Source organism: Moraxella pluranimalium (assembly GCF_002014825.1).
Classification (GTDB): Bacteria; Pseudomonadota; Gammaproteobacteria; order Pseudomonadales; family Moraxellaceae; genus Moraxella; species Moraxella pluranimalium.
The window spans coordinates 134,490-159,502 of the sequence record NZ_MUYU01000006.1 but is presented as its reverse complement, the minus strand read 5'-3'; the positions used below and the strand labels follow the sequence as shown (position 1 = coordinate 159,502).

The 25,013-nt window shown below is 47.0% G+C and carries 20 protein-coding genes; 10 read left to right on the top strand and 10 right to left on the bottom strand.

What is annotated here, in order from left to right; translation table 11 throughout:
- Positions 1–163: 163 nt before the first annotated feature.
- Positions 164–2,098, bottom strand: a complete 1,935-nt coding sequence (htpG, locus tag B0680_RS01955) for a molecular chaperone HtpG (protein WP_078253545.1) — start codon at positions 2,096–2,098, stop codon at positions 164–166.
- A 227-nt stretch (positions 2,099–2,325) separates the two neighbouring features.
- Between htpG and B0680_RS01950 the strand changes: the two genes are divergently transcribed.
- A complete protein-coding gene (locus tag B0680_RS01950; RefSeq protein ID WP_078253372.1) occupies positions 2,326–4,815 on the top strand; it encodes a penicillin-binding protein 1A in 2,490 nt (829 codons plus the stop codon).
- A 100-nt stretch (positions 4,816–4,915) separates the two neighbouring features.
- On the opposite strand, the gene B0680_RS01945 is transcribed toward B0680_RS01950, so the two are convergent.
- Together B0680_RS01945 and B0680_RS01940 are read right to left on the bottom strand one after the other, a co-directional pair.
- A complete protein-coding gene (locus B0680_RS01945) occupies positions 4,916–5,752 on the bottom strand; it encodes an NAD-dependent epimerase/dehydratase family protein (protein ID WP_078253371.1) in 837 nt (278 codons plus the stop codon).
- A gap of 18 nt (positions 5,753–5,770) precedes the next feature.
- The gene (locus B0680_RS01940) at positions 5,771–7,609 is read right to left on the bottom strand and encodes an Lnb N-terminal periplasmic domain-containing protein (protein ID WP_078253370.1); all 1,839 of its coding nucleotides are present in this window, start codon (positions 7,607–7,609) and stop codon (positions 5,771–5,773) included.
- Positions 7,610–7,731: 122 nt separating this feature from the next.
- On the opposite strand from B0680_RS01940, the gene ampD reads away from it, so the two are divergent.
- From ampD to fdxA, 4 genes are all read left to right on the top strand, one after another.
- On the top strand, positions 7,732–8,319 hold the full coding sequence (gene ampD / locus B0680_RS01935) for a 1,6-anhydro-N-acetylmuramyl-L-alanine amidase AmpD (protein ID WP_078253369.1): 588 nt from the start codon (positions 7,732–7,734) through the stop codon (positions 8,317–8,319).
- 144 nt (positions 8,320–8,463) lie between these two features.
- A complete protein-coding gene (gene murJ / locus B0680_RS01930; protein ID WP_078253368.1) occupies positions 8,464–10,014 on the top strand; it encodes a murein biosynthesis integral membrane protein MurJ in 1,551 nt (516 codons plus the stop codon).
- A 227-nt stretch (positions 10,015–10,241) separates the two neighbouring features.
- Positions 10,242–10,715, top strand: coding sequence for a hypothetical protein (locus tag B0680_RS01925; protein WP_078253367.1), 474 nt, complete (start codon positions 10,242–10,244; stop codon positions 10,713–10,715).
- Positions 10,716–11,080: 365 nt separating this feature from the next.
- Entirely contained in the window at positions 11,081–11,404 is a 324-nt protein-coding gene (gene fdxA, locus B0680_RS01920) for a ferredoxin FdxA (RefSeq protein ID WP_078253366.1), read from the top strand.
- Between the two features lie 116 nt (positions 11,405–11,520).
- On the opposite strand, the gene B0680_RS01915 is transcribed toward fdxA, so the two are convergent.
- A complete protein-coding gene (locus tag B0680_RS01915; protein WP_078253365.1) occupies positions 11,521–13,026 on the bottom strand; it encodes an alanine/glycine:cation symporter family protein in 1,506 nt (501 codons plus the stop codon).
- 229 nt (positions 13,027–13,255) lie between these two features.
- The gene (locus B0680_RS01910; protein WP_143821335.1) at positions 13,256–14,572 is read right to left on the bottom strand and encodes a solute carrier family 23 protein; all 1,317 of its coding nucleotides are present in this window, start codon (positions 14,570–14,572) and stop codon (positions 13,256–13,258) included.
- A gap of 288 nt (positions 14,573–14,860) precedes the next feature.
- Here B0680_RS01910 and B0680_RS01905 point away from each other — a divergent pair, with 288 nt between their 5' ends.
- The 3 genes from B0680_RS01905 (at position 14,861) to lspA (ending at position 18,904) form a co-directional block, all read left to right on the top strand.
- Complete coding sequence (locus tag B0680_RS01905) at positions 14,861–15,463, top strand: hypothetical protein (RefSeq protein ID WP_078253363.1); 603 nt, start codon at positions 14,861–14,863, stop codon at positions 15,461–15,463.
- 140 nt (positions 15,464–15,603) lie between these two features.
- Positions 15,604–18,387, top strand: a complete 2,784-nt coding sequence (gene ileS, locus B0680_RS01900) for an isoleucine--tRNA ligase (protein ID WP_078253362.1) — start codon at positions 15,604–15,606, stop codon at positions 18,385–18,387.
- The gene (lspA, locus tag B0680_RS01895) at positions 18,380–18,904 is read left to right on the top strand and encodes a signal peptidase II (RefSeq protein ID WP_078253361.1); all 525 of its coding nucleotides are present in this window, start codon (positions 18,380–18,382) and stop codon (positions 18,902–18,904) included. The genes ileS and lspA overlap by 8 nt, the downstream gene beginning before the upstream one ends.
- A gap of 57 nt (positions 18,905–18,961) precedes the next feature.
- Here the strand turns inward: lspA and B0680_RS01890 are convergent, their stop codons facing one another.
- Both B0680_RS01890 and B0680_RS01885 read right to left on the bottom strand, forming a co-directional pair.
- Positions 18,962–19,546 (bottom strand): hypothetical protein, encoded by a 585-nt coding sequence (locus tag B0680_RS01890; RefSeq protein ID WP_143821324.1) that lies wholly within the window; start codon positions 19,544–19,546, stop codon positions 18,962–18,964.
- 16 nt (positions 19,547–19,562) lie between these two features.
- Positions 19,563–19,958 carry a LysE family translocator gene (locus B0680_RS01885; RefSeq protein WP_078253359.1) on the bottom strand — a complete coding sequence of 132 codons (396 nt, stop codon included), beginning with the start codon at positions 19,956–19,958 and terminating at the stop codon, positions 19,563–19,565.
- Positions 19,959–20,069: 111 nt separating this feature from the next.
- On the opposite strand from B0680_RS01885, the gene B0680_RS01880 reads away from it, so the two are divergent.
- Positions 20,070–20,561, top strand: coding sequence for an FKBP-type peptidyl-prolyl cis-trans isomerase (locus B0680_RS01880; protein WP_078253358.1), 492 nt, complete (start codon positions 20,070–20,072; stop codon positions 20,559–20,561).
- Between the two features lie 70 nt (positions 20,562–20,631).
- Here B0680_RS01880 and B0680_RS01875 read toward each other — a convergent pair whose 3' ends face one another.
- Entirely contained in the window at positions 20,632–21,408 is a 777-nt protein-coding gene (locus B0680_RS01875) for a lysophospholipid acyltransferase family protein (protein ID WP_078253357.1), read from the bottom strand.
- Between the two features lie 221 nt (positions 21,409–21,629).
- Positions 21,630–22,115, bottom strand: coding sequence for an FKBP-type peptidyl-prolyl cis-trans isomerase (locus tag B0680_RS01870; protein WP_078253356.1), 486 nt, complete (start codon positions 22,113–22,115; stop codon positions 21,630–21,632).
- 228 nt (positions 22,116–22,343) lie between these two features.
- Between B0680_RS01870 and B0680_RS01865 the strand changes: the two genes are divergently transcribed.
- Positions 22,344–24,119, top strand: coding sequence for a M61 family metallopeptidase (locus B0680_RS01865; protein ID WP_078253355.1), 1,776 nt, complete (start codon positions 22,344–22,346; stop codon positions 24,117–24,119).
- A 49-nt stretch (positions 24,120–24,168) separates the two neighbouring features.
- Here the strand turns inward: B0680_RS01865 and B0680_RS01860 are convergent, their stop codons facing one another.
- Positions 24,169–24,891 (bottom strand): pseudouridine synthase, encoded by a 723-nt coding sequence (locus B0680_RS01860; protein WP_078253354.1) that lies wholly within the window; start codon positions 24,889–24,891, stop codon positions 24,169–24,171.
- Between the last annotated feature and the right edge of the window lie 122 nt (positions 24,892–25,013).

Sequence of the window (25,013 nt, the reverse complement as noted above, 5' to 3'; positions counted from 1 at the left end):
GAATTTTTGGTATAAAAATGTGTGGCTATTGTAGCATATTGTAATTATGACGGTGGTAAATTTTTTGTATCTGTTATTTTTATTACATACAACATTCAAAAACCGCCCTATCCATGATAGAGCGGTTTTGATTATGCACAAACAGATTTTTAGACCGATAAGCTTATTTCATCAACAGCTTATTGATACGCTTTAGATACCCTGCTGGGTCATCAAGCTGTCCGCCATCGGCAAGTAAAGCTTGGTCAAAGATGACTTGCGCCAAATCATCAAACTCGGCACTATTCTCAAGCTTGGTGATGAGCGGATGCGTCGGGTTAATCTCAAGCGTCGGCTTGACATCAGGCACAGGTTGTCCCATCGCTTTTAGCATCTGCACCATCTGCGGTGATAGCTCGCCATCACCCACTACAAGACAAGCCGGACTATCCACCAGACGGCTAGAGACACGCACATCTTTGGCACGCTCGCCCAGAGCGGTTTTGAGCTTATCCACCACAGGTTTTAGGTTTTCTTCGGCTTGTTTAACTTCTGCTTTTTCGGCTTCGTCGGTCAACTCGCCCAAATCCACCGCACCTTTGGCGATATTTTGGAGCGGTGTGCCATCAAACTCATGCAAGAAATTCATCGCCCACTCATCCACACGCGCGGTCATCAGGATGACTTCGATGCCTTTTTTGTTAAACAGCTCAAGCTGTGGGCTGTTTTTGGCAGCTGCCAAATTATCCGCCGTCAGATAATAAATCGCCTTTTGACCGTCTTTCATGCGAGCCTTGTAGTCGGCAAAGCCTGTCTCAACGGCGTCATTTTGGCTGGTGGCATAGCGTAGTAACTTAGCGATACGCTCTTGATTGCTTTGGTCTTCGCCCAAGCCTTCTTTTAGGACATCACCAAATTCTTGATAAAATTCCTTAAATTTGGCTTGTTTATCCGCATCTTCACTGTTTGCCAAACTTGCCAACAAAGTCAGCACACGGCGAGCATTACCATCACGGATTGCCTTGACATCACGAGATTCTTGCAAGATTTCACGGCTGACATTGAGTGGCAAATCAGCGGTATCAATCACGCCCTTAACAAAGCGCAGATACATCGGTAGCAGCTGTTCGGCATCTTCCATGATGAACACACGCTTGACATAGAGTTTAAGCCCACGCTGTTGTTCACGGGCATATAGGTCAAACGGTGCTTTTTTTGGAATATACAGCAGCTGAGTGTACTGCACACGGCCTTCGACACGATTGTGCGTATGTGCTAATGGGTCTGTGTAGTCATAGCTTAGGTTTTTATAAAACTCGTTATACTCATCATCGCTGATGTCGCTTGGGCTGCGTGTCCATAGTGCATTGGCTTGGTTGATGGTCTCGTACTCATCGGTGGTGATGTATTCGCCCTTGCCTGCGACCACTTCGCCATTGTCATCAAGCTCATCTTGCCATTCTTGTTTACGCATCTGAATCGGCAAGCTGATGTGGTCTGAGTATTTATTCACCAGTGATTTGATGGCATGACGATCTAGATAATTGGTGGTCTCATCACCATTGCCTGCGTACTCATCTTTTAGGTGTAAGGTGATGCTTGTGCCACGACTGTCTTTGGTGATGGTCTCGGTGGTAAATGAGCCTGTGCCATCAGATACCCAGCGTACGCCTTGATCAGCCGCTTCGCCTGCTTTTCGGCTCTCGACAGTGATTTTATCCGCGACAATAAAGCCTGAATAAAAGCCCACGCCAAACTGACCAATCAGATTGCCGTCTTTTTTGTCGCTATCAGACAGCTTATCCAAAAATGCCTTTGTGCCTGATTTGGCAATCGTGCCCAGATGCTCGATGGCATCTGCTTCATTCATACCGATGCCGTTATCGCTGATGGTGATGGTTTTGGCGTCTTTGTCGATATCAATTTTAATCGCAAGCTCGCCATCGTTTTCATACAAGCTGTCATCGCTTGTCGCCAAAAAACGCAGTTTGTCGCAGGCATCAGAGGCATTTGACACCAATTCACGCACAAAGATGTCGGCGTTTGAGTACAGTGAATGCGTCACCAAATGCAGTAGCTGTGCGACTTCGGCTTCAAAATGATGGTTGGTTGTGGTCATAAAATTCTCCTTATTGTTTGCAATTGTTTTGATGGCTATCATAATCGGGTCGTAGCAAATTTTTTCAAGCAATTTATGAGCATTATCAGTATAAAAACCATCAACCATCAGCGTTGTAATTTATAGTGATTTTCAATAACTACACTTATTTACCAACTATTACTAGCTATTTTTTGTCAAACTGGTAAAATGGTCAGTTAGTTTAAAACAATTAAGCATGATTTTTTATGGCTGAAAAAACTTTTACTGCGACGCTTTGGTCTGTATTGCTAAAAATCTTGGTGGCAATCATTGCCCTGGTCTTGATTTTGGTATTGGCGTTTCCGATTGGCTTTTATGGGATGGCGATGTATCTTGAGCCAACCTTGCCTGATGTCAAAAACATCAACCAAACCGAACTTCAGATGCCACTACAGGTCTATACTTCAGATAATAAGCTGATTGGACAATATGGCAATACTTTATCATTGCCAGTGACTTTTGAAGAAATTCCACAGCATATGATTCATGCGTTTTTGGCTGCCGAAGACGATACTTTTTTTGAGCATAGCGGTATCAGTGTCAAAGGTATGGGTCGTGCGCTCACCGAAGTGGCATCAAATTCCGATTCGCAAACGGGTGGTTCGACCATCACCATGCAGGTGGCAAAAAACTATTTTCTAAGCCCTGAGCGTACCATCGACCGTAAGCTGACTGAGCTGTTTATCGCTCGTAAGATTGAAGCTGAACTCACCAAAAATGAGATTTTAACTTTATATGTCAATAAAATCTATTTGGGCGAAGGCACTTATGGTATCCAAGCGGCGGCACGTCGTTATTTTAGTAAGCCACTTGATAAGCTGACCATCGCTGAGATGGCAATGATTGCGGGCTTACCAAAAGCACCATCGGCTTATAACCCTGTGGTCAATCCAGAGCGTGCAATGGAGCGTCGCAACTGGATTATCGGTCGTATGCACGAAGAAGGCTTTATCAGTGCTGCTGAGCGAGATGCCGCCATTGCAGAACCGATGGGACTCAACCTATATAAAGAACAGCTTGATTTGAATATGCCGTATGTGGCTGAGATGGCTCGTAGCTCATTGGTCGAAAAATACGGCGAAAAAGTGATGGATTCCGGCTGGCGTGTACAGCTGACCATTGACAGTCAAGACCAGCTCGCTGCTGATTCTGCACTCGTTGGCGGTCTGCGTAGCTATGACCGTCGTCATGGCTGGCGTGGTGTCGAAGCCGAAGAAGGCGAGCTTGAAGGTCGTCGCAACTTTGACAACATCTATCCTGCCAAAGTCACTAAGGTGAATAACAACAGCTTTGAAGCTGAGCTACAATCTGGCGACAAAGTCACCATTCACTGGTCAGGCATGAACTGGGCAAGACGCTATTATAGCGCCAACCGTGTCGGCGGTGGCTACAGCAATGCCCACCAAATGGTCAAAGTCGGCAACATCGTGCGTATCTCGCCACTGAACGAAGCCAAAACCGCTTGGAAAATGGAATCCATCCCAAAAGTACAAGGCGCACTGGTATCACTCGACCCTGAAAATGGCGCATTGCGTGCGGTTGTCGGTGGTTTCCACTACAATCACAGCAAATTCAACCGCGCAACTCAAGGCTATCGTCAACCTGGCTCGACCATTAAGACATTTGTATTTGCCGCTGCACTCGAAACTGGCAAATACACACCAGACAGCCTAATCTCGGATGCGGCAATCCGTATCGGTAGCTGGCGACCAAAGAACGCCGACGGTCGATTTACTGGTATGATGACCCTACGCCGTGCATTGGCACTGTCTCGTAACACGCCTGTGATTCGCTTGATGCGTTCAGCGGGTATCGACGAGACACGTCAGCTGATGAACCAGATGGGTGGTCTTGAGATGGACCGTATGCCATCGACGCTTGCGCTGGCACTGGGCGCTGCTGACATCACACCGCTACAGATGGCGACAGGCTATGCGACCATCGCCAATGGCGGTCATCGTATTCAGCCATATTTCATCGAGCGTATTTATAACTTTAATAATGATTTGGTCTATCAAGCCAATCCTGTACAAGCGTGTGCATTGTGCTTTAATAAGAATCTTGAAAAAACCAATGCCAAACTTCTAGAGACGTTTGAAGCACAACAAAAAACTGCTAACGCAAGCAAGTCATCAGCTGCCAATACAACAAAAGATGGCAAAGCAGCAGATGATAAAGCAAGCGATGCAGTAGCCCAAACCAAAACTCATGACGGCACGCCTGCTGGCGACCGCCTACACCCAAAAACTGCACCACAGCTCATGATGGCACAACAAGCCCCACGTGTACTATCACACGAGACAGCTTATAATGTCGCCAATATGATGCGTGAAGTCATCAGCTATGGTACAGGTAAAAAAGCCCGTGCTGTGGGTCGTAGCGATGTCGGTGGTAAAACCGGTACAACCAACCTTGCAAAAGACGCTTGGTTTGCAGGCTTCCAGCCAACCAATGTTGCGGTTGTTTGGGTAGGCTTTGACCAGCCATCTACACTCGGCGCTAAAGAGTATGGTGGTGTTGCCGCCCTACCAATTTGGGTAAGCTATATGCGTAAAGCACTTAGCGGTACACCATCACAATGGGTCAGCAAAGAAGACCGCTCAAAAGCAGCCATCGAAACCCAAGAAGTTGTAGAATTAACTGATGACGGTCAAAATGCCAAAGCAGACAATTCAACAACCAAACCTAAAAACTAGATCTGCTTCACTGTATTGGTTAAACAAACATGGCTTAGGCAACTCACCTAAGCCATGTTTTTTGCTCTATTGATACCCTTTCATCAATGGCTGATTAAGATTATTCAGCCATCTTTGCCATCACCTGCCCATAGCCCACCCGATAATCAGGCACAGCCAGCCAGCCATCAGGCAGATTGTGGCGGATACGCTTGCCGGTCATAGCACCATCAATCGGTGTAGGTGGTGGATGGCCAAGCGTATCGGCGATAAAGCTAAGCACATCAAAGCTTGTGACAGGCAAAGTATCCGTCGCAAGATAAATAGGCTTTGGCGTACTTGTCATCAGAATACGCTCAAGAATGGCAATCAAATCACTATCCATGATACGGTTAGTATAATGATGACTTGGCACGCCTGCGTGGTGCGCAGATTTTGCCTGTTCAATCAGTCGTGTACTGCCCAGATGATAAATGCCACTCGGTCGCACGATGACTGCTTTATCACCAAAGACCGATTGCAACGCTTGCTCTGCCTGTAGTAGCACCTGTGCGGTCGGGCTAGTCGGCACGGCAGGCGTTCGCTCATCAATCCACTCGCCTGCATTCTCGCCATAGACCGCTGTCGATGAGACAAACAGCACCTGCTCAAGCTGTACCTGTGATGCACTATCACGATACAGCTGTGTCACGCTTTGGCAGACGGACAGATAGCTGCCTTTATAATCATCAGCGGTGGCGACTTTGCCCTGCTTACGCGGTGTGATGATGATAGCGATATGTGTCACGCCACAGATGTCATCAGCGGTGAGCGTTTGAGCGGGTTTTTGTAGCAATGTCACAGGCGCTTGATAAGCCTTAGTACTCGTTGCCACTGCCATCACCTGTCCGTGTACTGTCAGTCGCTCCGCCAACGGTTTGCCGATTGAACCTTGACCAATGATTAAAAATCGCTTCATAAAATCAGCTTAGTCCCCTTAAAAATACTTGGATAAATACAGCATGGCTTGGGTATTGGTGTTATCGTACAAGCGTTCGGTTTTTGATACCAGTCGCACGGCATAGTCACGGCTGATATCCGCCTGCGCACCAATACTGACCGACGGCTGAAAATAACCTGAGCGTACGCCATCGGCACTATCAGCATGATAATAATAAGGCACAGACAGCTCCACCAAGCCACGCACTCGCTCGGTGGCATAGTGCACACAGCCAGCAACTGCGCCAACGCCCACACGATAACCTTGATTCACCTGTCCAATCTGCACGCCACCATCGGCAAGTACATAGCAAGTCGTGTCAGCAATCTCACCGGTGTGTGCACGAGCTTGCCCAAGATTCCATGCCTTGCCTTTTTGTAGTCCGACATCCAGCACCAGATGGTCATCGTTATCATGCGTCGATGCGTCGATGACTTGGCTGAATTTGAGTCGTTGCCCCCATGCCTTGCCCACGCCTATTGGGGCAGTGGCGTTATTTTTGGCGGTATTGGCAGGATTGAGACTGCGAGTCGAGAATATGGTCAAGTCCTTAATTTTCACTTTCTCATCATCAACGATGGCTTCAAGCGACATCAATTGCAAATCAAGTAGCGGTCGCACGCCATTTGGATTATCAAGTAAATCTTGATAAGCACCATTCAATGACAGCCCATAAACTGCCTTATCAGTATATCGCTCATCCATACCTATACCCAGCCCAATGCGATGAACTGGTGTGGCATTGGCAGGATTATTACGACTTGGCAACAGTACATCTGTCGCATCAACTGCACCCGCCGACTGATGAGACGCATTAAGCCGAGCTTGGCGCAAGGTCGATACCGATGGGATAAACTGCGTCTGTGCCACCACGCCTTGCTCCACCAAAATCGATGCAATGCGTGACGGAATCACGATTTTACCCACTTTATCCTTGAGACGACCATCAGGACGCACGACATCAATCAAGCGCACAATCTCAGTGGCGCAATTATCATGAGTAAAAAAATACGGGCGTGCCATGTCCTTGACTTCCCAAATGTGTCGTACGATTTGTGCCACTTCTGCTTCGGATAAGTTTAGGGTGTATTGCCACAAATCCCGCTCATCTTTGACAAGATAGTCATTTTGCTTATCTTGATAAGGTAAAATCTCCATCACGCCTGCGTATTTGCCCGAGATGGATTTTAAGGTGGACTTCACAGTGCCATCTTTGGCATCGCTTGCCACCGTATAATTCACCGCCATCGCCCGCTTGTCCTCATCACTGCCATTATCTGCTTTGAGTAGCACATGAGCGAAGGCAGATGCCAGTGCGTTGGGATGCTCTTCGGCAAAAATCAGCGACAATCGCTTGGCATCCAATGACTTGGCAAATGCCTGAAATTCACTGCACGCCGTCAAATCAATAGTATGGGGCACGCCCATCTGCCCAAGCTGATTTGCCAAAAAATGTGCCCGAGCAGGAAACTGACACAGCACCGCTTGATTTTGGCGAGCGAGCGCATCCAAAGTCGCCACAAGCTCGGCTTTGGCATCGTTATGACCAGTTGCCGCCACAAAGAACTTGGGATTGTCCAATCGGCTCTCATCCTTGCCCGTTGGATAATCTTTGAACAATAGCAGTCGTCGCCATGCCACTGACGATGCGATGGCTTGTATTTGTACATCACTTAGCCCATAGGGATTTGCTTTAAGTGATTGATTTGACAGGGATTTAATCGTATCAGATAGCTGCGTGCCATCAGCGATACCATGCGCTGTGCCTGATGCCATCGACGGCAGACACGCCAATGATACTGTGAGTATGCCAAGTTTGTGGGCGATGTGTGACATAAGCCGACCTTGTGTTGATGCAAAGAGTGATGTCTTGTAAGTATCGCCATTGTATCACAGCATTTCACCCATTTGTCTGTGCGATTTGTGCTACAATAGCCAAAAACTTGCATGGATTTGTTATGACGACACAGTTTTTTATCAAAGATGGTATTTTGCATGGGGCGACTTTTTTGCCATCGCCCAATTTCAACGCCCGCCCAACCGACAGTAGCGGTGTCATTCGTGGCATCGTCATTCACAACATCAGCTTGCCGCCGTCAAACTTCGGGCAAGTCAATGCTGATGGCGTGCACCATGTCAAAGCGTTTTTTCAAAATCAGCTCAATGCCGATGACCATCCGTATTTTCAGACCATCCACACCATGCAGGTCTCGGCGCATCTATTCATCGAGCGAGATGGCAGCGTGACGCAGTTTGTCAATTTTGATGACCGTGCATGGCACGCTGGGGCATCTTGCTATCTTGGGCAAGACAATTGCAATGACTTTACCATCGGTATTGAGCTCGAAGGCAGTGATGATACCAATTATGAAAGTGTGCAATATCAAGTACTTAGCCAAATTATCGCCGAGATTTATAAGGCTTATCCCGCCACACGCAGGCACTTGATGGGTCATAGCGATATTGCCCCAACTCGCAAAACCGACCCCGGTGAGTTTTTTGATTGGCAAAAACTGCGTGCAATGGTCGCCAATCATTTGGGTTGATTGGATGAATTGTATTGCCAATATCCTAACTTTAGCTTTCGTTTGTTTAACGCTTAGCCATCATCGCCTGCCGTTGCACAAATTTACAACACTTTTGCCAAAAAGCGAGTAAAATATAGCACTTTTGGCAAACAAGTAACTTCTATGGCAAAATCACGGCTTTTTCGCTCGACTATGATCGTCAGCTCAATGACCATGCTATCTCGCATCTTAGGCTTGGTGCGTGATGTGGTATTGATGAGTGTGTTTGGTGCAGGCGGACTGATGGACGCTTTTTTGGTGGCGTTCAAAATCCCCAATTTTTTGCGCCGACTGTTCGCCGAAGGGGCGTTTAGCCAAGCCTTTGTGCCCGTTTTGACCGAATACAAAGAAACTCGCTCATTCAATGAAGTGCAGCTACTCATCAGCCGAGTATCAGGCGTGCTGTCGTCGATATTGCTTGTGCTGACGGTGGCGGTGATTTTGCTTGCGCCACAGGTCATCACCCTTTTTGCCCCGGGCTTTGTGGGTGATACGACCAAGTTTGACACCGCAGCCGAGCTACTTCGCCTAACTTTCCCTTATTTGCTATTCATCTCGATGACGGCATTTTTTGGTAGTATTTTGCAAAGCTATGGTAAATTTGCCGCGCCTGCCTTTGCCCCTGTGCTACTCAATCTGTGTATGATTGGTGGTGCGCTACTCGTCGCACCGATGATGGATACGCCGATTATGGCGCTTGGCTATGCGGTTGCCATCTCGGGACTATTACAATTACTCATTCAGCTACCACAGCTATGGCAACAAAAACTGCTTGTCGCTCCAAGTTTTGATTTCAAAGACGAAGGCGTCGTGCGTATCCTAAAGCTGATGCTTCCTGCCATCTTTGGTGTGTCTGTTACCCAAATCAACTTACTGCTTAGCACCGTATTTGCATCCTTGATGGTGGCAGGCTCAGTGTCGTGGATGTATGCCGCTGAACGCCTAAGCGAGCTACCGCTTGGCTTGATTGGCGTGGCGATTGGCACGGTGATTTTGCCAAGCTTATCGTCAAGCCGCGCCAAAGCCGATGACGAAACTTTTCGTAAGACGATGGACTGGGCGGCACGGCTAATTATCCTAGTGGGTCTGCCGGCTAGCCTTGCGATGTTTGTGCTGTCTGATGTGCTGATGGATGCACTGTTTGTGCGTGGGGAATTTAGCCACAATGACGCCTTGATGAGCGGTGTGGCGCTCAAGGCACTATCGGGCGGCATTCTAGGCTTTATGCTGATTAAGATTTTTGCGCCTGCGTTTTTTGCCGGTCAAGACACCAAAACCCCTGTCAAAGTCGGTATCGTTTCGGTATTTGCCAATATGATTTTTAGCGTGCTGTTTATTGGCGTGTTTTATTTGGCACAACTGCCACTTCATGGCGGTTTGGCACTGGCGACGACGGCGGCAAGTTTTGTCAATGCGGGGCTACTATACTTTATCCTACAAAAGCGTGGCATTTATCACTTTGGCACAGCTTGGAAAAAGCTATTTGCCCAGTTTGGCATCGCAAGCGCCGCGATGGTCGCCGCCTTGTACTTTGCGCTACCTTTTTATCCTGTCGGCGGTAGTCAATGGCTAAAAATCGCCATCTTGCTTGCCATCTGCGCCCTTGGTGCTGCCGTCTATGTCGTGGTGCTACTGGCAACAGGCTTTCGTCCAAGACAGCTACGCCACAATTAATTGTAGGTGTGATAAGCTATAAACCGTCTTGGCTATTGATAAGCTGATAACACGGCCACAAAAGCCATGCACAATTCACCACCCGACAACCATCATTAAGCCACAAGTAAGTTTGTGGCTTTTTTGCAACAAAACGCATACAAAACCCCGCCCGCAAGCGCTTGGTATTTTGTTATTTTATCCCTATCAAGATAATAAGTTATTGATATTCAATTAAGGAATGTATTATGCAAAAGCCATTTGCCACCCACATCGACCCAAGCATCAACCTAGAAGCGGTACGCCACGACTGCCAAAACCTTGCCAAATCTCGTGCCAAGATTTCAGCAGGCGTCGCCATCATTCCGCTACCGCTACTTGATGTCGCCATCGATGTCGCCATGCTCTCAAAGCTACTCCCTGAAATCAGCCGCCGTTTTGGACTGTCTGAAAGCGAGCACATCCAAGCGCAAAATGAGCAAAATCTCAAAGAAAAAATCATCGCTGTCGGTAGCCTAGTTGCTGCGCGTGGCTTGGTCAATAAGACCGTACAAGGCTTTGGCGGTAAGTTCATTGGCAAGCAAGTCAGCAAATATGTGCCGTTTGGCGGTCAGCTTGTGGCGGCGACTTTGGGTTATATGATTTTTAAAAAAATCGCCTTTGACCACATCGAAGAGTGCTACACTATCGCCAAAAAAGTCCAACAAGCAAGTGCGGTATAACAACCCGCTTAATTAGCAAACCTACTTATCAAAAAAACCGTTTATGCTTCAATCCATCCACGCATAAACGGTTTTTTCCACATTGCCTTTGGTATCACGGCGTGCGGTTTGGCTTATCATCTTTATGTATTTTTGATAAATTAAGCCATTTAGTGATTATCATTATCAATAGCTGATGGCTTTTGCCGTTTGATGGCATCTTTTTTCGATTTTGGCATAATAAAAGCCACAGTTTTGTTTGAGAAAATTTGCCAAACAGGATAAAATACACTGTCTAAGGGTGCACTGCCCATCTAGTTTATTTGCGAGTGATATCACATCGCTCGCCACAAATTCTCACCGAGCCAATAAGCCAAGGTACTATTATGACTTTTGTTGTAACTGATAACTGCATCCGCTGCAAATACACTGACTGCGTCGAAGTCTGCCCTGTTGATTGCTTTTATGAAGGCCCAAACTTCCTAGTCATCAACCCTGATGAATGTATCGACTGCGCCCTATGCGAGCCTGAATGTCCTGCCAATGCGATTTTTTCTGAAGATGAAATCCCTGCCGGTCAAGAAGAATTTCTTGCCATCAACGAAGAGTTGTCAGGCATCTGGCCGAACATCACCGAGAAAAAAGACGCACTACCTGACCACGAAAAATGGGACGGTGTCGAAGGCAAGCTTCAATATCTTGAGCGCTAATGCCCTATCTTTTGTGATGTCAATCACGCCAAAGCCCTGCTGTTGCGGGGTTTTTTGTTGCAAAAAAACAGCAGGCGTATTCACACGCCTGCTGTTTAACTTCATTGCTAAGCGGATTATTTCCAAATATCTGAACGCACCTTTTGGGCAAGTTTTGGATATTTGTTGATATCAAACACAGGCTTAGCAACGCCTGCTTTGAGCTGAGCATTATAGTCCTTGACCAGTGTAAACACATAGCCAGACAGTAGCACGATGGCAATTAGGTTGATAAACGCCATCACGCCCATCGTCAAATCGCCCATATCCCATACCACAGCCACTTTGGTCACGGCACCAAAGTACACAAAGCCAAGCACCGCCATGCGGAATAAGGTCAATAAAAATGCGTTATTTTTCAAAAACTGCATATTTGACTCGGCATAAGCATAGTTACCGATGATGGTCGAGTAGGCAAACATAAATAGCACGATTGCCAAGAAATACTGACCCCAAGCACCGACATGACTCTCAAGCGCTGCTTGAGTCAGCTGTACACCTGACAAATCAGCGGCGTTCTCTGGCATCACCGCAAGCAAAATCACAAACGCCGTGCACGAACAGACAATCAGTGTATCCACAAATACGCCAAGCATCTGAATGACGCCCTGCTCCACCGGATGCTTGACATTGGCAGCGGCAGCAGCGTTTGGCGCAGAGCCTTGACCTGCTTCATTTGAGTATAGACCACGCTTGATACCCTGCATCATCGCCACTGACACCATCGAGCCAAACAGACCACCGCCCGCCGCTTCAAAGGTGAATGCTTTGGTAAAAATCAATGAAATCACGCTTGGGATTTTATCAATATTCACGCCAACGATATACAGTGCAACCAACAGATAAAACAGCGCCATCACCGGCACAAAAGTCTCAGCAATTTTTGCCACACGAGTGATACCACCAAAGATAATCGGTGCTGTAATCACCACAAGCACCGCACCCACGACGTGCTTATAAATCTGCCAATCCGCTTGACACGCATCATTCTCACCCACACAGCCTGCTGCTGATTGGATGGCGAGCGCAATTGAGTTTGACTGAATCGACTGATACACAAAGCCAAAGCACACAATCAAGGCGATAGCGAATACCACGCCGAGCCATTTTTGACCAAGCCCTTGCTCGATATAATACGCAGGGCCGCCACGAAAGCGATTGGTGTGCTCATCACGCACCTTAAATAACTGCGCAAGACTGCTCTCAGCCAGCGCCGAGCACATACCAATCAAGGCAATCAGCCACATCCAAAATACCGCACCCGCGCCACCGATACCGATGGCAATCGCCACGCCTGCGACATTACCGACACCGACACGGCTAGCCAGACCCGTCACAAACGCCTGAAAGCCTGAAATGCCATCGGCTTCGTTATCATTACTGCGACTGCCAAGCATGGTTTTGATACTTTGACCAAATAAGCGAAACTGCGCAAAGCCTGAAATCACGGTAAAAAATAGACCAATACCGACCAACATCCAAATCAACACATCCCACAAAGGCGCATTAAAGGCATTGACCGTACAATGTAAAATTTCGACAAAGTTTGGCTTTGCCGTACAAGAAAGTGGATTTTCGTACATAACACACTCCATCTTATGATGGCAACCCATCGCCACCCAAGACAAAAAAGCACAAAAAAAAGATGACAGCACCGTGCCATCATCTTCCTTAATTAACAAGTTTTTATATTTGATTATACAATATAAAAAGTAATGCCTATTATAACTGATTTTTTGGTAACAATCACGCAATTTTTGGGCAATCTTTACACAACAATTGCCCAAAATGTTACATGATATGACACACTACTCAGTATGATTCTGCTTGACCTGCTTTTTCTTCTCGTAGGCTTAAGAACCAATGCAGAATAATCGCCGCAAAGGTCGCCGTACCAATACCACCCAGATTAAATTCACCAATCATCAAGCCAAAATCACCCGTACCTAGGATGATGGTGATGGCAGCGACCATCAGGTTTTTGTTACTGGCAAAATTCACCTTATTATCAATCCAAATCTTCGCACCTGCAATGGTAATCAGACCAAAGACCACGATAGATGCACCGGTCAAGACAGGGCTTGGAATGGTCTGAATCATCGCACCAAATTTCGGTGAAAAACCCAGCACCATCGCAAACACACCAGCCACCACAAAAATAATGGTCGAATATACACGAGTCACCGCCATCACGCCGATATTCTCGCCATAAGTGGTCATGCCTGTACCGCCCACGCCTGCTGACAGTGCGGTTGCCACGCCATCGGCAAAGAACGCCTTGCCAAGCTGTGGGGTCAGGTTCTCACCCGTCATCGCACCCACTGCCTTGATATGACCTAAGTTCTCTGCCACTAGGATAAATGCCACCGGTGCAATGATGAGCATGGCATTGGTGTCAAAAGTCGGTGAGCTAAAATTCGGCAGACCAAACCATGCCGCATCACGAATCAGCGCAAAATTAATCGGCTCGCCAAGTCCCATCACATTGGTGGCAATGGCATAAATCACATACGCCATCACAAGACCAAGTAGCAGTAGCAAACGCTGCATAAAGCCACGAGCAAACACCGCAATCATCCCCATGCACAGCACGGTAATTAGAGCCATCCACAGCTCAAATGGCTTACCTTGTACGCCTTTGACAGTCACAGGTGCTAGGTTTAGACCAATAATCATCACCACCGCACCCGTTACCACAGGCGGCATAAGTTTTTCAATCCAGCGAGTACCTGTCGCCATGACAATCAGACCGATGATGGCATACAAGACACCACACGCAATGATACCGCCGAGCGCTACCGAGAGATTTGGGTTTGCCCCTGAACCTGTGGCGTGTGCCGTCGCCGCTGCCACAACACCAATAAACGCAAAGCTTGAACCCAGATAACTTGGCACACGCCCACCAGTCATCAAGAAAAACAAAATCGTACACACGCCTGACATCATGATGGCAAGATTGGCATCAAAGCCCATCAATAGTGGCGCAAGCACCGTCGCACCAAACATCGCAAGCACATGCTGTAGTCCCAGCATGATGCTTTGACCCACAGGTAGATATTCATTGGTGGCGACAGGTTGTGTATTGATATCGCCTTGGTAAGGCTGCCATTTTGGGAACCAGCTCATAATAACTCCAACGGTATTTGATGCACCAAAAAACGGCGAATGGAATTTTCCAATCACCTTGCATCAACTGCTCAATAAAGTGAAATAATTTGAATAAAATCTCACTATTGTACTACATTTGGGTGATGAATGTGTAGGTTTTGATGAGAATTTGGTAGGTAAAACTTGACACAGAACAACTTACAATTCACATTGTTCAAATTTGGTCATCAATTCAGATGTTTTAACTCGATAAATTCTCTGCTATACTAAGTTCTTTTGATTTGACTTATTGATTTCATTGGATTATTTATGCAAACGCCATCAGAACCCAAACCAACCAATACATCAAACACATCGCCAACAACCTTAATTTTATTTGGCTTAGCAATTGGCATACTCGTCTTAGCAGCTGTTGCGTTAGGTTTCTTCATTGGTAAAAAAGATACTGTGTCACCCACCCAAGAATCATCTTCAACCAGCACTACTACCACTTCTTCGCCAAGCCTTGAGGGCGCAACCTACGAAACAGGCAATGCGACTGAAGAGCCAATCCAAGATGATGGTGAGGATTTGACGGATTTGCAAGCATTAGAAGAATCATCTGTTGAGGAAGATGGCGCATACGATATCTATGAAAATTCCGTACCGGTACAATTTGAATCAGGTACATACTGTGGCTATAATAGCAGTGGCTCGCATTTATATCGTCTAAACTTGGGTGCAAACCAAATTTTAAAAGTACAGGCTTATGCCCAAGATATCACCGTCCTAAATCCGGATGGTAGCGAATTACCCTATTATGGGCAAGATTATGGTGAGTGGCATACTATTTCTTCAGGTACTCATATTGTGATGATTCATCCTTATGAAGATACACCAAAATACTTTGATATCGAATTCTGCGCCTATTGATTAACTATCAAACCAAATGTCAAATTCAGTATAGAGTTTGACATTTTTTCTTAAATGGATTGGGTCATTATCCTTTGTAACTTGCATCATTTTGGCTTATAATAAGGAGTTTATTAAAATTATCCAGTAGCGAGATACTCATGAGCGAGCCAATCGATTATAAAAACACCCTAAATCTTGCCGATACCGCCTTTGCCATGCGTGGTGATCTTGCCAAGCGTGAACCGCAATGGCTTGAGCAATGGCAAAAAGACGATGTCTATGGTCAAATTCGCAAGGCTCGTCAAGGTCGCAAAAAATACACCCTACACGATGGCCCACCGTATGCCAACGGTCAAATCCACCTAGGCCATGTGGTCAATAAAGTCCTAAAAGACATCATTGTCAAATACAAGACCCTAGACGGCTATGATGCGCCATATGTGCCCGGTTGGGACTGTCATGGCCTGCCAATCGAACAAAAAGTCGAAGGTCTGCTTGGTAAAGTCGGTCAAGAAAAAGACGGTCGCATCATCTCATCGACCGAATTTCGTGGTGCTTGCCGTGAATACGCCAAAAGCCAAATTGCGCTACAAATGGCGGATTTTAAGCGTCTGGGCGTGCTTGGCGATTGGGACAATCCTTATTTGACCATGAATTTTCAGACCGAAGCTGATACCGTGCGTGCCCTTGCCAAGATTTATGACAATGGTCATATCGTGCGTGGCATGAAGCCTGTGAACTGGTGCTTGGACTGTGGCTCTGCTCTGGCTGAAGCCGAAGTTGAATACGAAGACAAAACTTCTGACGCCATCTATGTTGGCTTTGATATTGTCAATCGTGAAACTCTGGCACAGACTGCCAACATCACAGGCAGCCTACAAGCAGTGATTTGGACAACGACGCCATGGACGTTGCCTGCCAACCAAGCCATCAGTGCACACAGCGAGCTTGACTATGCCATCATCTCATCGGGTGAGCGTTATTTTATCGTCGCCAAAGATCTAGTCGAAGACTTTGCCAAAGCCATCGCTTTGGAAGATGTTGCCATCATCACGACCGTCAAAGGTAGCGAGCTTGACACCCTAAAAGCCCAGCACCCATTGATTGCTGAGCGTCAAGTGCCAATCATCCTAGGCGATCATGTCACAGCTGATAGCGGTACAGGTCTTGTACATACCGCTCCAGCACACGGTGTCGATGACTATAATGTCGGCCGTGCGTACAACCTACCGACCGAAAACCCAGTCGCAGGCAACGGTGTCTATCTACCTGAAGCCAAAGTATTCGTCGGAGAGCACATCTATAAAGCTCAACCAAAAATCATCGATACGCTAAGCCAAACAGGTCATCTACTGGCACACAACAAAATCCGCCACAGCTATCCGCACTGCTGGCGACATAAGACACCGATTATTTTCCGAGCAACGCCACAGTGGTTTATCAGCATGGAAGCCAAAGGCTTGCGTGAACAAGCTTTAAAAGACATTCCTGAAGTCATCTGGACGCCAGCATGGGGTCAAAACCGCATCGAGTCGATGATGAATGGTCGCCCTGACTGGTGCATCAGCCGTCAGCGTACTTGGGGTGTGCCGATTCCGTTCTTTATTCACAAGGACTCAGGCGAGCTGCACCCACGCACTTTTGAGCTGATGGAAGAAGTTGCCAAGCTGATCGAACAAGGTGGCGTAGAAGCATGGTTTGATGCTAGTGCCGAAGCGTTTATCGGTGCTGATGCTCAAGAATACAACAAATGCACCGACACGCTTGATGTGTGGTTTGACTCAGGTTCAACGAACTTTGCCGTATTGGCTAGCCGTGATGAATTATCAAACCCTGCCGATCTATACCTAGAAGGCTCTGATCAGCACCGTGGTTGGTTCCAATCATCGCTATTGGTCAGCGAATCCATCTATGGTCGTCCGCCATACAAGCAAGTGTTGACGCACGGCTTTACCGTCGATGCCAAAGGTCATAAACTGTCCAAATCCAAAGGCAATACCAAAGGCTTTGAGCCATCAGACATCGCCAATAAGCTTGGCGTGGATATCCTGCGCCTATGGGTCGGCTCATCGGATTATCGCTATGAGATGGCAGTGAGCAAAGAAGGCTTTGACCGTACGACCGATATGTATCGCCGTATCCGCAACACCATCCGATTCTTGCTTGCCAATACCGATGACTTTGACCCTGCAAGTGACTTGGTCGATGCTGATAAGCTTGTCAGTCTAGATAAATTTATCCTAACTCGTGCCAAAGCTGTCCAAGACGAAATCATCAGCGCCTACACCAATATGGACTTCCACCAAGTCTGCCAAGCAGTGATGGGCTTTTGTTCTCAGGATTTGGGCGGATTTTATTTGGATATCATCAAAGACCGCACCTACACCACTCGTGCAGACGGTCATCCACGCCGTTCGGCACAGACTGCCTTGTATCACATTGCTCATGCACTACTGCGCTGGATTGCACCGATTTTGTCATTCACCGCCCAAGAAGCATGGCAAGTGCTCAAAGGCACTGATGGCTATATCTTTACCGCCGAATGGTATGAGCTGCCACAGCCTGCGATGACCGACATCTCAAGCGATGAATGGCAAGCCATCGTCGATGCCAAAGACATCATCAACAAAGCCATCGAAGATGCTCGCACCGACAAGGTCATCAGCAGTAACCTGACTGCCAAAGTCGCCATCACAGCACCTGCCGAGACTGCCGAGATTTTGGCGAAGCTTGGCGATGAGCTACGATTTGTATTCATCACAAGCGACGCTACCGTCAGCACGGGTAGCGCACTGTCTGCTGTCATCACCCCTGCCGATGGTCAAAAATGCGTCCGCTGCTGGCACATCCGCACCGATGTCGGTCAAGACAGCGCACACCCTGAGCTGTGCACCCGCTGCGTAGAGAACTTAGGCGATGGCGAGGTACGCCACTATGCCTAATGCCAATCAAATACCAAACGGCAGCAAGGCGATGGGATACTATCTCATCGCCATCGTTGTGCTGGTTCTTGACCAGATTAGCAAATACTATTTTGAATTTGCCTTTGAAGAAGGCGATACGGTGAGCGTCATTGAGCCTGTGCTCAACTGGACTTTGGCGTATAATCGTGGCGCTGCCTTTAGCTTTTTGGCGGATCAAGCAGGTTGGCAAAAATGGTTCTTTGCCATTCTAGGGCTTGCCGTATCAGGCTTTATCATTGCTTATCTGCGAAAAGTACCAAAATCGGCTAGCGTACTCAGTCTAGGGCTTGCAATGGTGCTTGGCGGTGCGATTGGTAATGTCATCGACCGAGTATTGCATGGTCATGTGATTGATTTTATTCATGTGCATTATGCTGATGTATGGCATTATCCGATTTTTAATATCGCCGATATCGGTATCTGCGTGGGGATGATGCTTGTGGTCTATGATATGCTGTTCTTAGAAAAGAAACGCACACTTGGACAAAACTTATAAGACAATCAAAAAAGGCTTAATCAGATGAATTAAGCCTTTTTAGCATCCGACACCGCATTAATTCTGTGATGTACTCTCATTGGATAATTGATCCACGCCCAAGCGTCGAAACTCTGCTTCAAGCTTGGCAGGATCGCATTGGCTGATATCATTTGCTTTTTTGCATTCTTCACGCAAGAGTTCAACCTGCCATACTTTGGTAATTTTGCTTTGCTGTGTATCAATTTTAAAAACGATTGGATAATGAACTATCAGCCCGTCTTGTCTGTCATGTGGTGTCAATTTTGAGCGTCTAAGCTCTCGAATGATATTGTGATCAAACTCATTTGAACCAGTGTTCACATATGCTTTAGCAACGCTACCATCTGGATTAATCAGCATCTTAGCAGTAGTTCTTAGTTCATAATTACAGTGCTGAAACAGCGGTATATCAATTTCAAAGCACAGCTCAGGGTCGCTTGAAAAAGATGATGCATTCAGCGTGGACATCTTGGGCTTTTTCACCCATCGAATTTGACCGCTGCCTTGTTTGGATGTTTGGGATGCTTGCACTGATTGTAAGACAGGACTAGCATCATCCGCCATTGCCACTGTCGCCACGCTAAGTAGTCCCATTGCTATTAATTTATGAATCAATTTCATCACTTATACCCTATCATTAATCCGACACCGCAACTTTTGCACCCATCAACACAAACACCGCACCCGAGCCAATATCCATATAACGCTTAGCTTTTTGGCTGGTGAGTAGCTTGGATAATACCGCGCCTGCCAACATCGCCAAAGCCACAAGCCATACCGCCGAGATTATGGCATAAACCACGCCAAGTAGCAGATAGGCAGCAGCATTATCCACTTGTGTCGCCACAATAAACTGCGGAAAAAACGCCAAGAAAAACAGTGCCACTTTGGGATTGAGTACATTGGTCAGTAAGCCTGAACGATAGGCTTGCCATGCACTGATGGGGATGGCATTGCTAGAGCTATGAATGGCAAGCTTAGTTGGATTTTTGATGGCATGATAAATCGCCAAACTGCAAGAGTAGCTCGCCAAACATGGTCAGTCCTGTGATTTGGAAACTTGTTTAGATTTTGCAAGTTTTGGTGGTGAATGTCAATGGATATTATGCTAAACTAAAGCACTTTTTTTGATGTGTGATGGATTATGAATACTACGATTTTACCCAGCGAAGAAGTGCGTATCGCACACGGCAGTACAGTCAGCCTACATTTTGAAGTTAGCCTACCAAATGGCACTGTCATTGACTCTACCTTTGAGCGTCCTGAACCTGTCAGCCTAACCATCGGTGACGAAAGCTTGCTTGCCGGTTTTGAAAAGGTGCTCATCAACCTAAAAGCAGGCGATACTCGCACGGCACATCTGCCTGCCGATGAAGCCTTTGGGCAATGGAATAGTGATAATGTGCAGACCTTTGCCCGTGCGCAGTTTGCACTGTCTGAGCCAAATCCTGTGGTTGGGATGATGATGGAATTTGCCGATAAAGGCAAAAATTCGCTCGTGGGCGTCATCAGCGAAGTCAATGATGATGAAGTTAAGGTGGATTTTAATCACCCTTTGGCAGGTCAAGAAGTACTGTTTAAGGTACAAATCTTTAAGGTCACACCAAAAGGTGAAGTCGGTGTTCAATTAAGATAATTTGCACACCGTCCACACAAAACCCAGTTCATTGAACTGGGTTTTGTGTTATGATAGCCGCAGATTAAGCTTAAGCTGTCAGCACTCGGCGGTGTAGCTCGGCAAGCCCTGCTTCCATCGCTGATTGTAGCTCTTCGGTCAGCGTGCGTTGGTCTTTATTCTCTGGGTAAATCGGCGCAAGCGGTAGCACATGAGCGGTGATGCCTTTTGAATCGGCGACTTTTTTTAGGCTATCAGCCATCGAACGCTCGCCATAATACGCCGCATCATCAGATAGCTTACCATCCTTATCCACATAAGCAATCACCAGTGGACAAATCGGCAAGCCAGTATCAATGGCGGATTTGAGCAGTTTGCCATAGATTTTTTTGATTTGTTTGCCGTCTGTGGTGGTCGCTTCGGGGAAAAATACCACCGATGAGCCACCTTGCAAAAAGCTTGTAATCTGGTCAGACACCGAGCCTGTATCGCCCGAGCCACGCTTGATAAATAGCGTCCCGCCCGCCTTGGCAAGCTTACCAAAGATTGGCCATTCGCCGATTTCTGCTTTGGACAAGAAAAACACCGGCGCCACACTGCCGACCACAGGAATATCAAGCCATGACACATGATTACTCACCCACAGACCATGCGTCTGTGGCACAGGCTCAACCTGCACGACATTCACCCCAAATGAGCCTGCCATGCGACGGCAAAATTCTTGAACATAAGGCGAGAGTTTCTCACGAGATGCTTGACCGCCAAAAGCGCCCACTTTTTGGGCGGCACGAAAGCCACCCACCAAAGTGCCTGTCATGCCGATGAGTTTTTTGCTGCGATTGTATTGAGTGCGGATAAATGTAACCATAGCCTGTGCTTGTTTGTCAAAAATCTTAAGTGTACAAGCCTAAACCCAAATGCAAAAAAAATCAAGTAATTTTGGTGAACGCTTATACACTTTTTGTAAATTGACATGGCTTGGCAACAGCTTCTAATTGCTTATTAACAAACATTCAACCTGTTATGACTCACAAAAAAATCGCCCAAGCCATAGACTTGAGCGATGGTTAATCCTGTATGGATTAGTTATTAGTGGTGATGACCGCCGACACCATGCGCATGGCCGTGTGCGATTTCGTCTGCTGTGGCAGCACGCACTTCGACGATTTCGACATCAAAGGTCAGCTCAACACCTGCAAGCGGATGGTTACCATCAACCACGACCACTTCATCATTGACATCTTTGACAGTAACCAGCATCACATGACCATCGTCAGTTTGTGATTGGAACTGCATACCCACTTCGATATTGTCCACACCCTGGAAATTGGCGCGTGGCACTTCTTGCACTGCTTCTGCGATGTATTCGCCGTATGCTTCTTCAGGGGCGACGGTGACTTTAAATTTGTCGCCAGCAGCTTTGCCGGTCATTTCTTTTTCAAGACCTGGAATGATGTTGTGATGGCCATGTAGATACGCCAAAGGCTCGCCACGAGATTGGTCAAGGGTTTCGCCCTTGTCGTTGGTTAGGGTGTAGTTAAATTTTACAACGGTATCATTTGCGATAGTTGTCATAAGAGATTCCTTACAAAATTGTGCCAAAAGCGTCCAGGCCAAATGCCATAGCCGCCCAAATTGGCAAAAAGTTATCGCCATTATAACAGAAGTTTGGCAAATTTGCCCATCGATTACAAAAAAGTCGTTACAAGCTGTAAATTTCAGCCCAGTGATTGCAAAATCAGCCAAGTTTGCTATGATATTTCACCAATTCATCAATCACAAAAAACATTAAGGAAATAACCCATGACCATTCACTATCATCTTGATTTTACACGCTATTATGACCATCTGTGCGATGTAGAGTTGCGGTTTAGCGCGGATACAGATGCACCACAGTTATCGATGGTGACTTGGATTGCCGGCAGTTATTTGATTCGTGAATTTGCCAAGAACATTACTAAGGTTATCTACACGATTGATGGCGTAGAATATCGTGCGACCAAAGCCGATAAGCACACCTTTAGGCTCGACCACGCCAAAACAGGTGATGCTGTAACTGTGCGTTATGAAGTGTATTGTTATGATTTGTCCGTGCGTACGGCATTTGTCGATGGTCAGCGGATTTTTGGTAATTTTAGCTCATTATTGTTATTATTAAATCATGACAAATACTGTCCTGCGACTGTCAGCTTACATATCCCAAATACCTTTATAAATCAACACCAAAACTGCACCATCGCCTGCGGATTACTCCCTGTAAGCACGCAAAATGATGATGGTATCACTTATCATTTTGCGTCGATGCCTGCTTTTGATTATTTGGATTATCCATTTGAGATTGGCACGCAGGATGTGTTTGACTTTACTATCACAGACCAACACGGACACACCGTTCGCCATCGCTCATTCATCGCAGGTCGCCATCAGTCTGATTTAGCCAGACTAAAAAATGACCTACAAAAAATCTGCCAAGCTTATGTGGATTGGCTCGGTGATACGCCGTTTGCTGATTATACCTTTATGACAATGGTCACGGGCAATGACTATGGTGGGCTTGAGCATATCAATTCGACGGCACTTGTCAGTCCACGCACCGATTTGCCGAGCATCGCCGAGCCTGCCATGCCAAGCAGTGACTATCAGCGATACTTGGGGCTGTGTAGCCATGAGTATTTTCATGCATGGTGGGTCAAGACCGTCAAACCTGATGTGATGGTGGATAATCCGCTTACCAATGAAGCTTATACGCCGCTGCTTTGGGTGTTTGAAGGTTTTACTTCGTATTTTGATGATTTGATGTTGCTACGCTCGGGGGTGATTGATGAGAAAAATTATCTAAAATTACTCACCGCCCAAATCAATCGCTATCTACAAACCGACGGCAGAGTGCACCAAAGCGTCGCTGAATCAAGCTTTGATACTTGGATTAAGCTGTATCGCGCGGATGAAAACACCGCCAATCAAGGCATCAGCTACTATAACAAAGGCGCGCTGGTTGCCCTGCTACTGGATTTGGCGCTGCTTGAGCATAGTGATGGCAAGTATCGTCTGTTTGATGTCGTCAAAGCCCTGTATGAGCAATCAGGCGGTGAGCCTATGGGCATTAGCACTGATACGCTTGGTCAAGTCATCGCATCGATGATGGGTGATGCGCCATGGCAAGCATTTTATCAAGCCTATGTCATCGGCACTGATACGCTGCCACTATCGGACGCCCTTGCCAAAGTCGGTATCACACTTGAAAGCACAGATAAAGCCAAGCCGTGGGGCATGAGCGTGGACGAAAAAGCCACAGGGCTAAAAATCAAACACCTACACCGTGATAGCCAAGCAAGCCTAGCGGGTCTAAGCTTTGGTGATGTCATCATTGCCATCAATGGACTTAAGGCGACGACCGCCCTACTACACCGCCAAATCGCCCATCAGCAAGCCACAGGGCAAGCGGTACAAGTGCACGCCTTTCGCCGAGATGAGCTCATCATCTGCCAAGTACCTGCCGTTAGCGAAACTGTGCCCGCTACGATTCATCAAGAAGTTCGCTTAAGCGGCAACGGTGGTCAATGGCTGACATTTGGGTGATGGCACATTATTAAGCTAATACTAAACGAAATCATCCGCTATACGCCCATCATCCACCAAATTTCGGTGGTCGTGGGCGTTTTGGCTTTGATGCCATTAAGCGTCGATTTGCTGGCATTGATGACTTATGATGATGAGATGAATGAGCAGGTCTTGGTGCATCGCTGATGCCTAATTTTTTAAGTTCATCATCAGGCACATTTAGCATACGGTAATCACCCACTGCCAAATCATCCAACGTCCACTGCCCCACTTGATAGCGAATCAGACGCAGACATGGCAAGCCCACTTGCGCCACCATACGGCGGACTTGGCGGTTTTTGCCTTCGACGATACTGATGGCAAGCCAAGCGGTGGGGATTGTGGCACGAGTGCGAATCGGTGGCATACGAGCCCATAGCGTGATGGGTAGCTCATCATCAGCTAGATGCTTGACGATGGCAGGTAAGGTTTTGCCGTCTTTGAGCATGACGCCTGTACGCAGGGTATCTAACTGCTCAGCCGTCGGGATATTTTCAACTTGTACCAAATAAGTCTTGGCGTGCTTGGCATCATACTTGGCATTGATGGCGGTTGGCGGTGTGGTGATGGCGTGATTGAGCCCGCCATGATCCGTGAGTACCAGCAAGCCTTCAGAATCCTTATCAAGCCTGCCTGCCACTCGCAAGGTCTTATCCTTGATAAAGTCCGCCAAAGTCGCCATCTCGTCATAATCTTTGCGAAATTGGCTATGCACCCCATAGGGTTTATTAAACAATACAACTTTTGCCATATCACCACCCAAACATACTACCCAAACGCACCCACAGACCGGCCAAGCAACACACTTAAGCAACACGCTTAAGCCAAATCAAACCCACAAAAAAACCAAGCGATATCATACCGCTTGGTTTG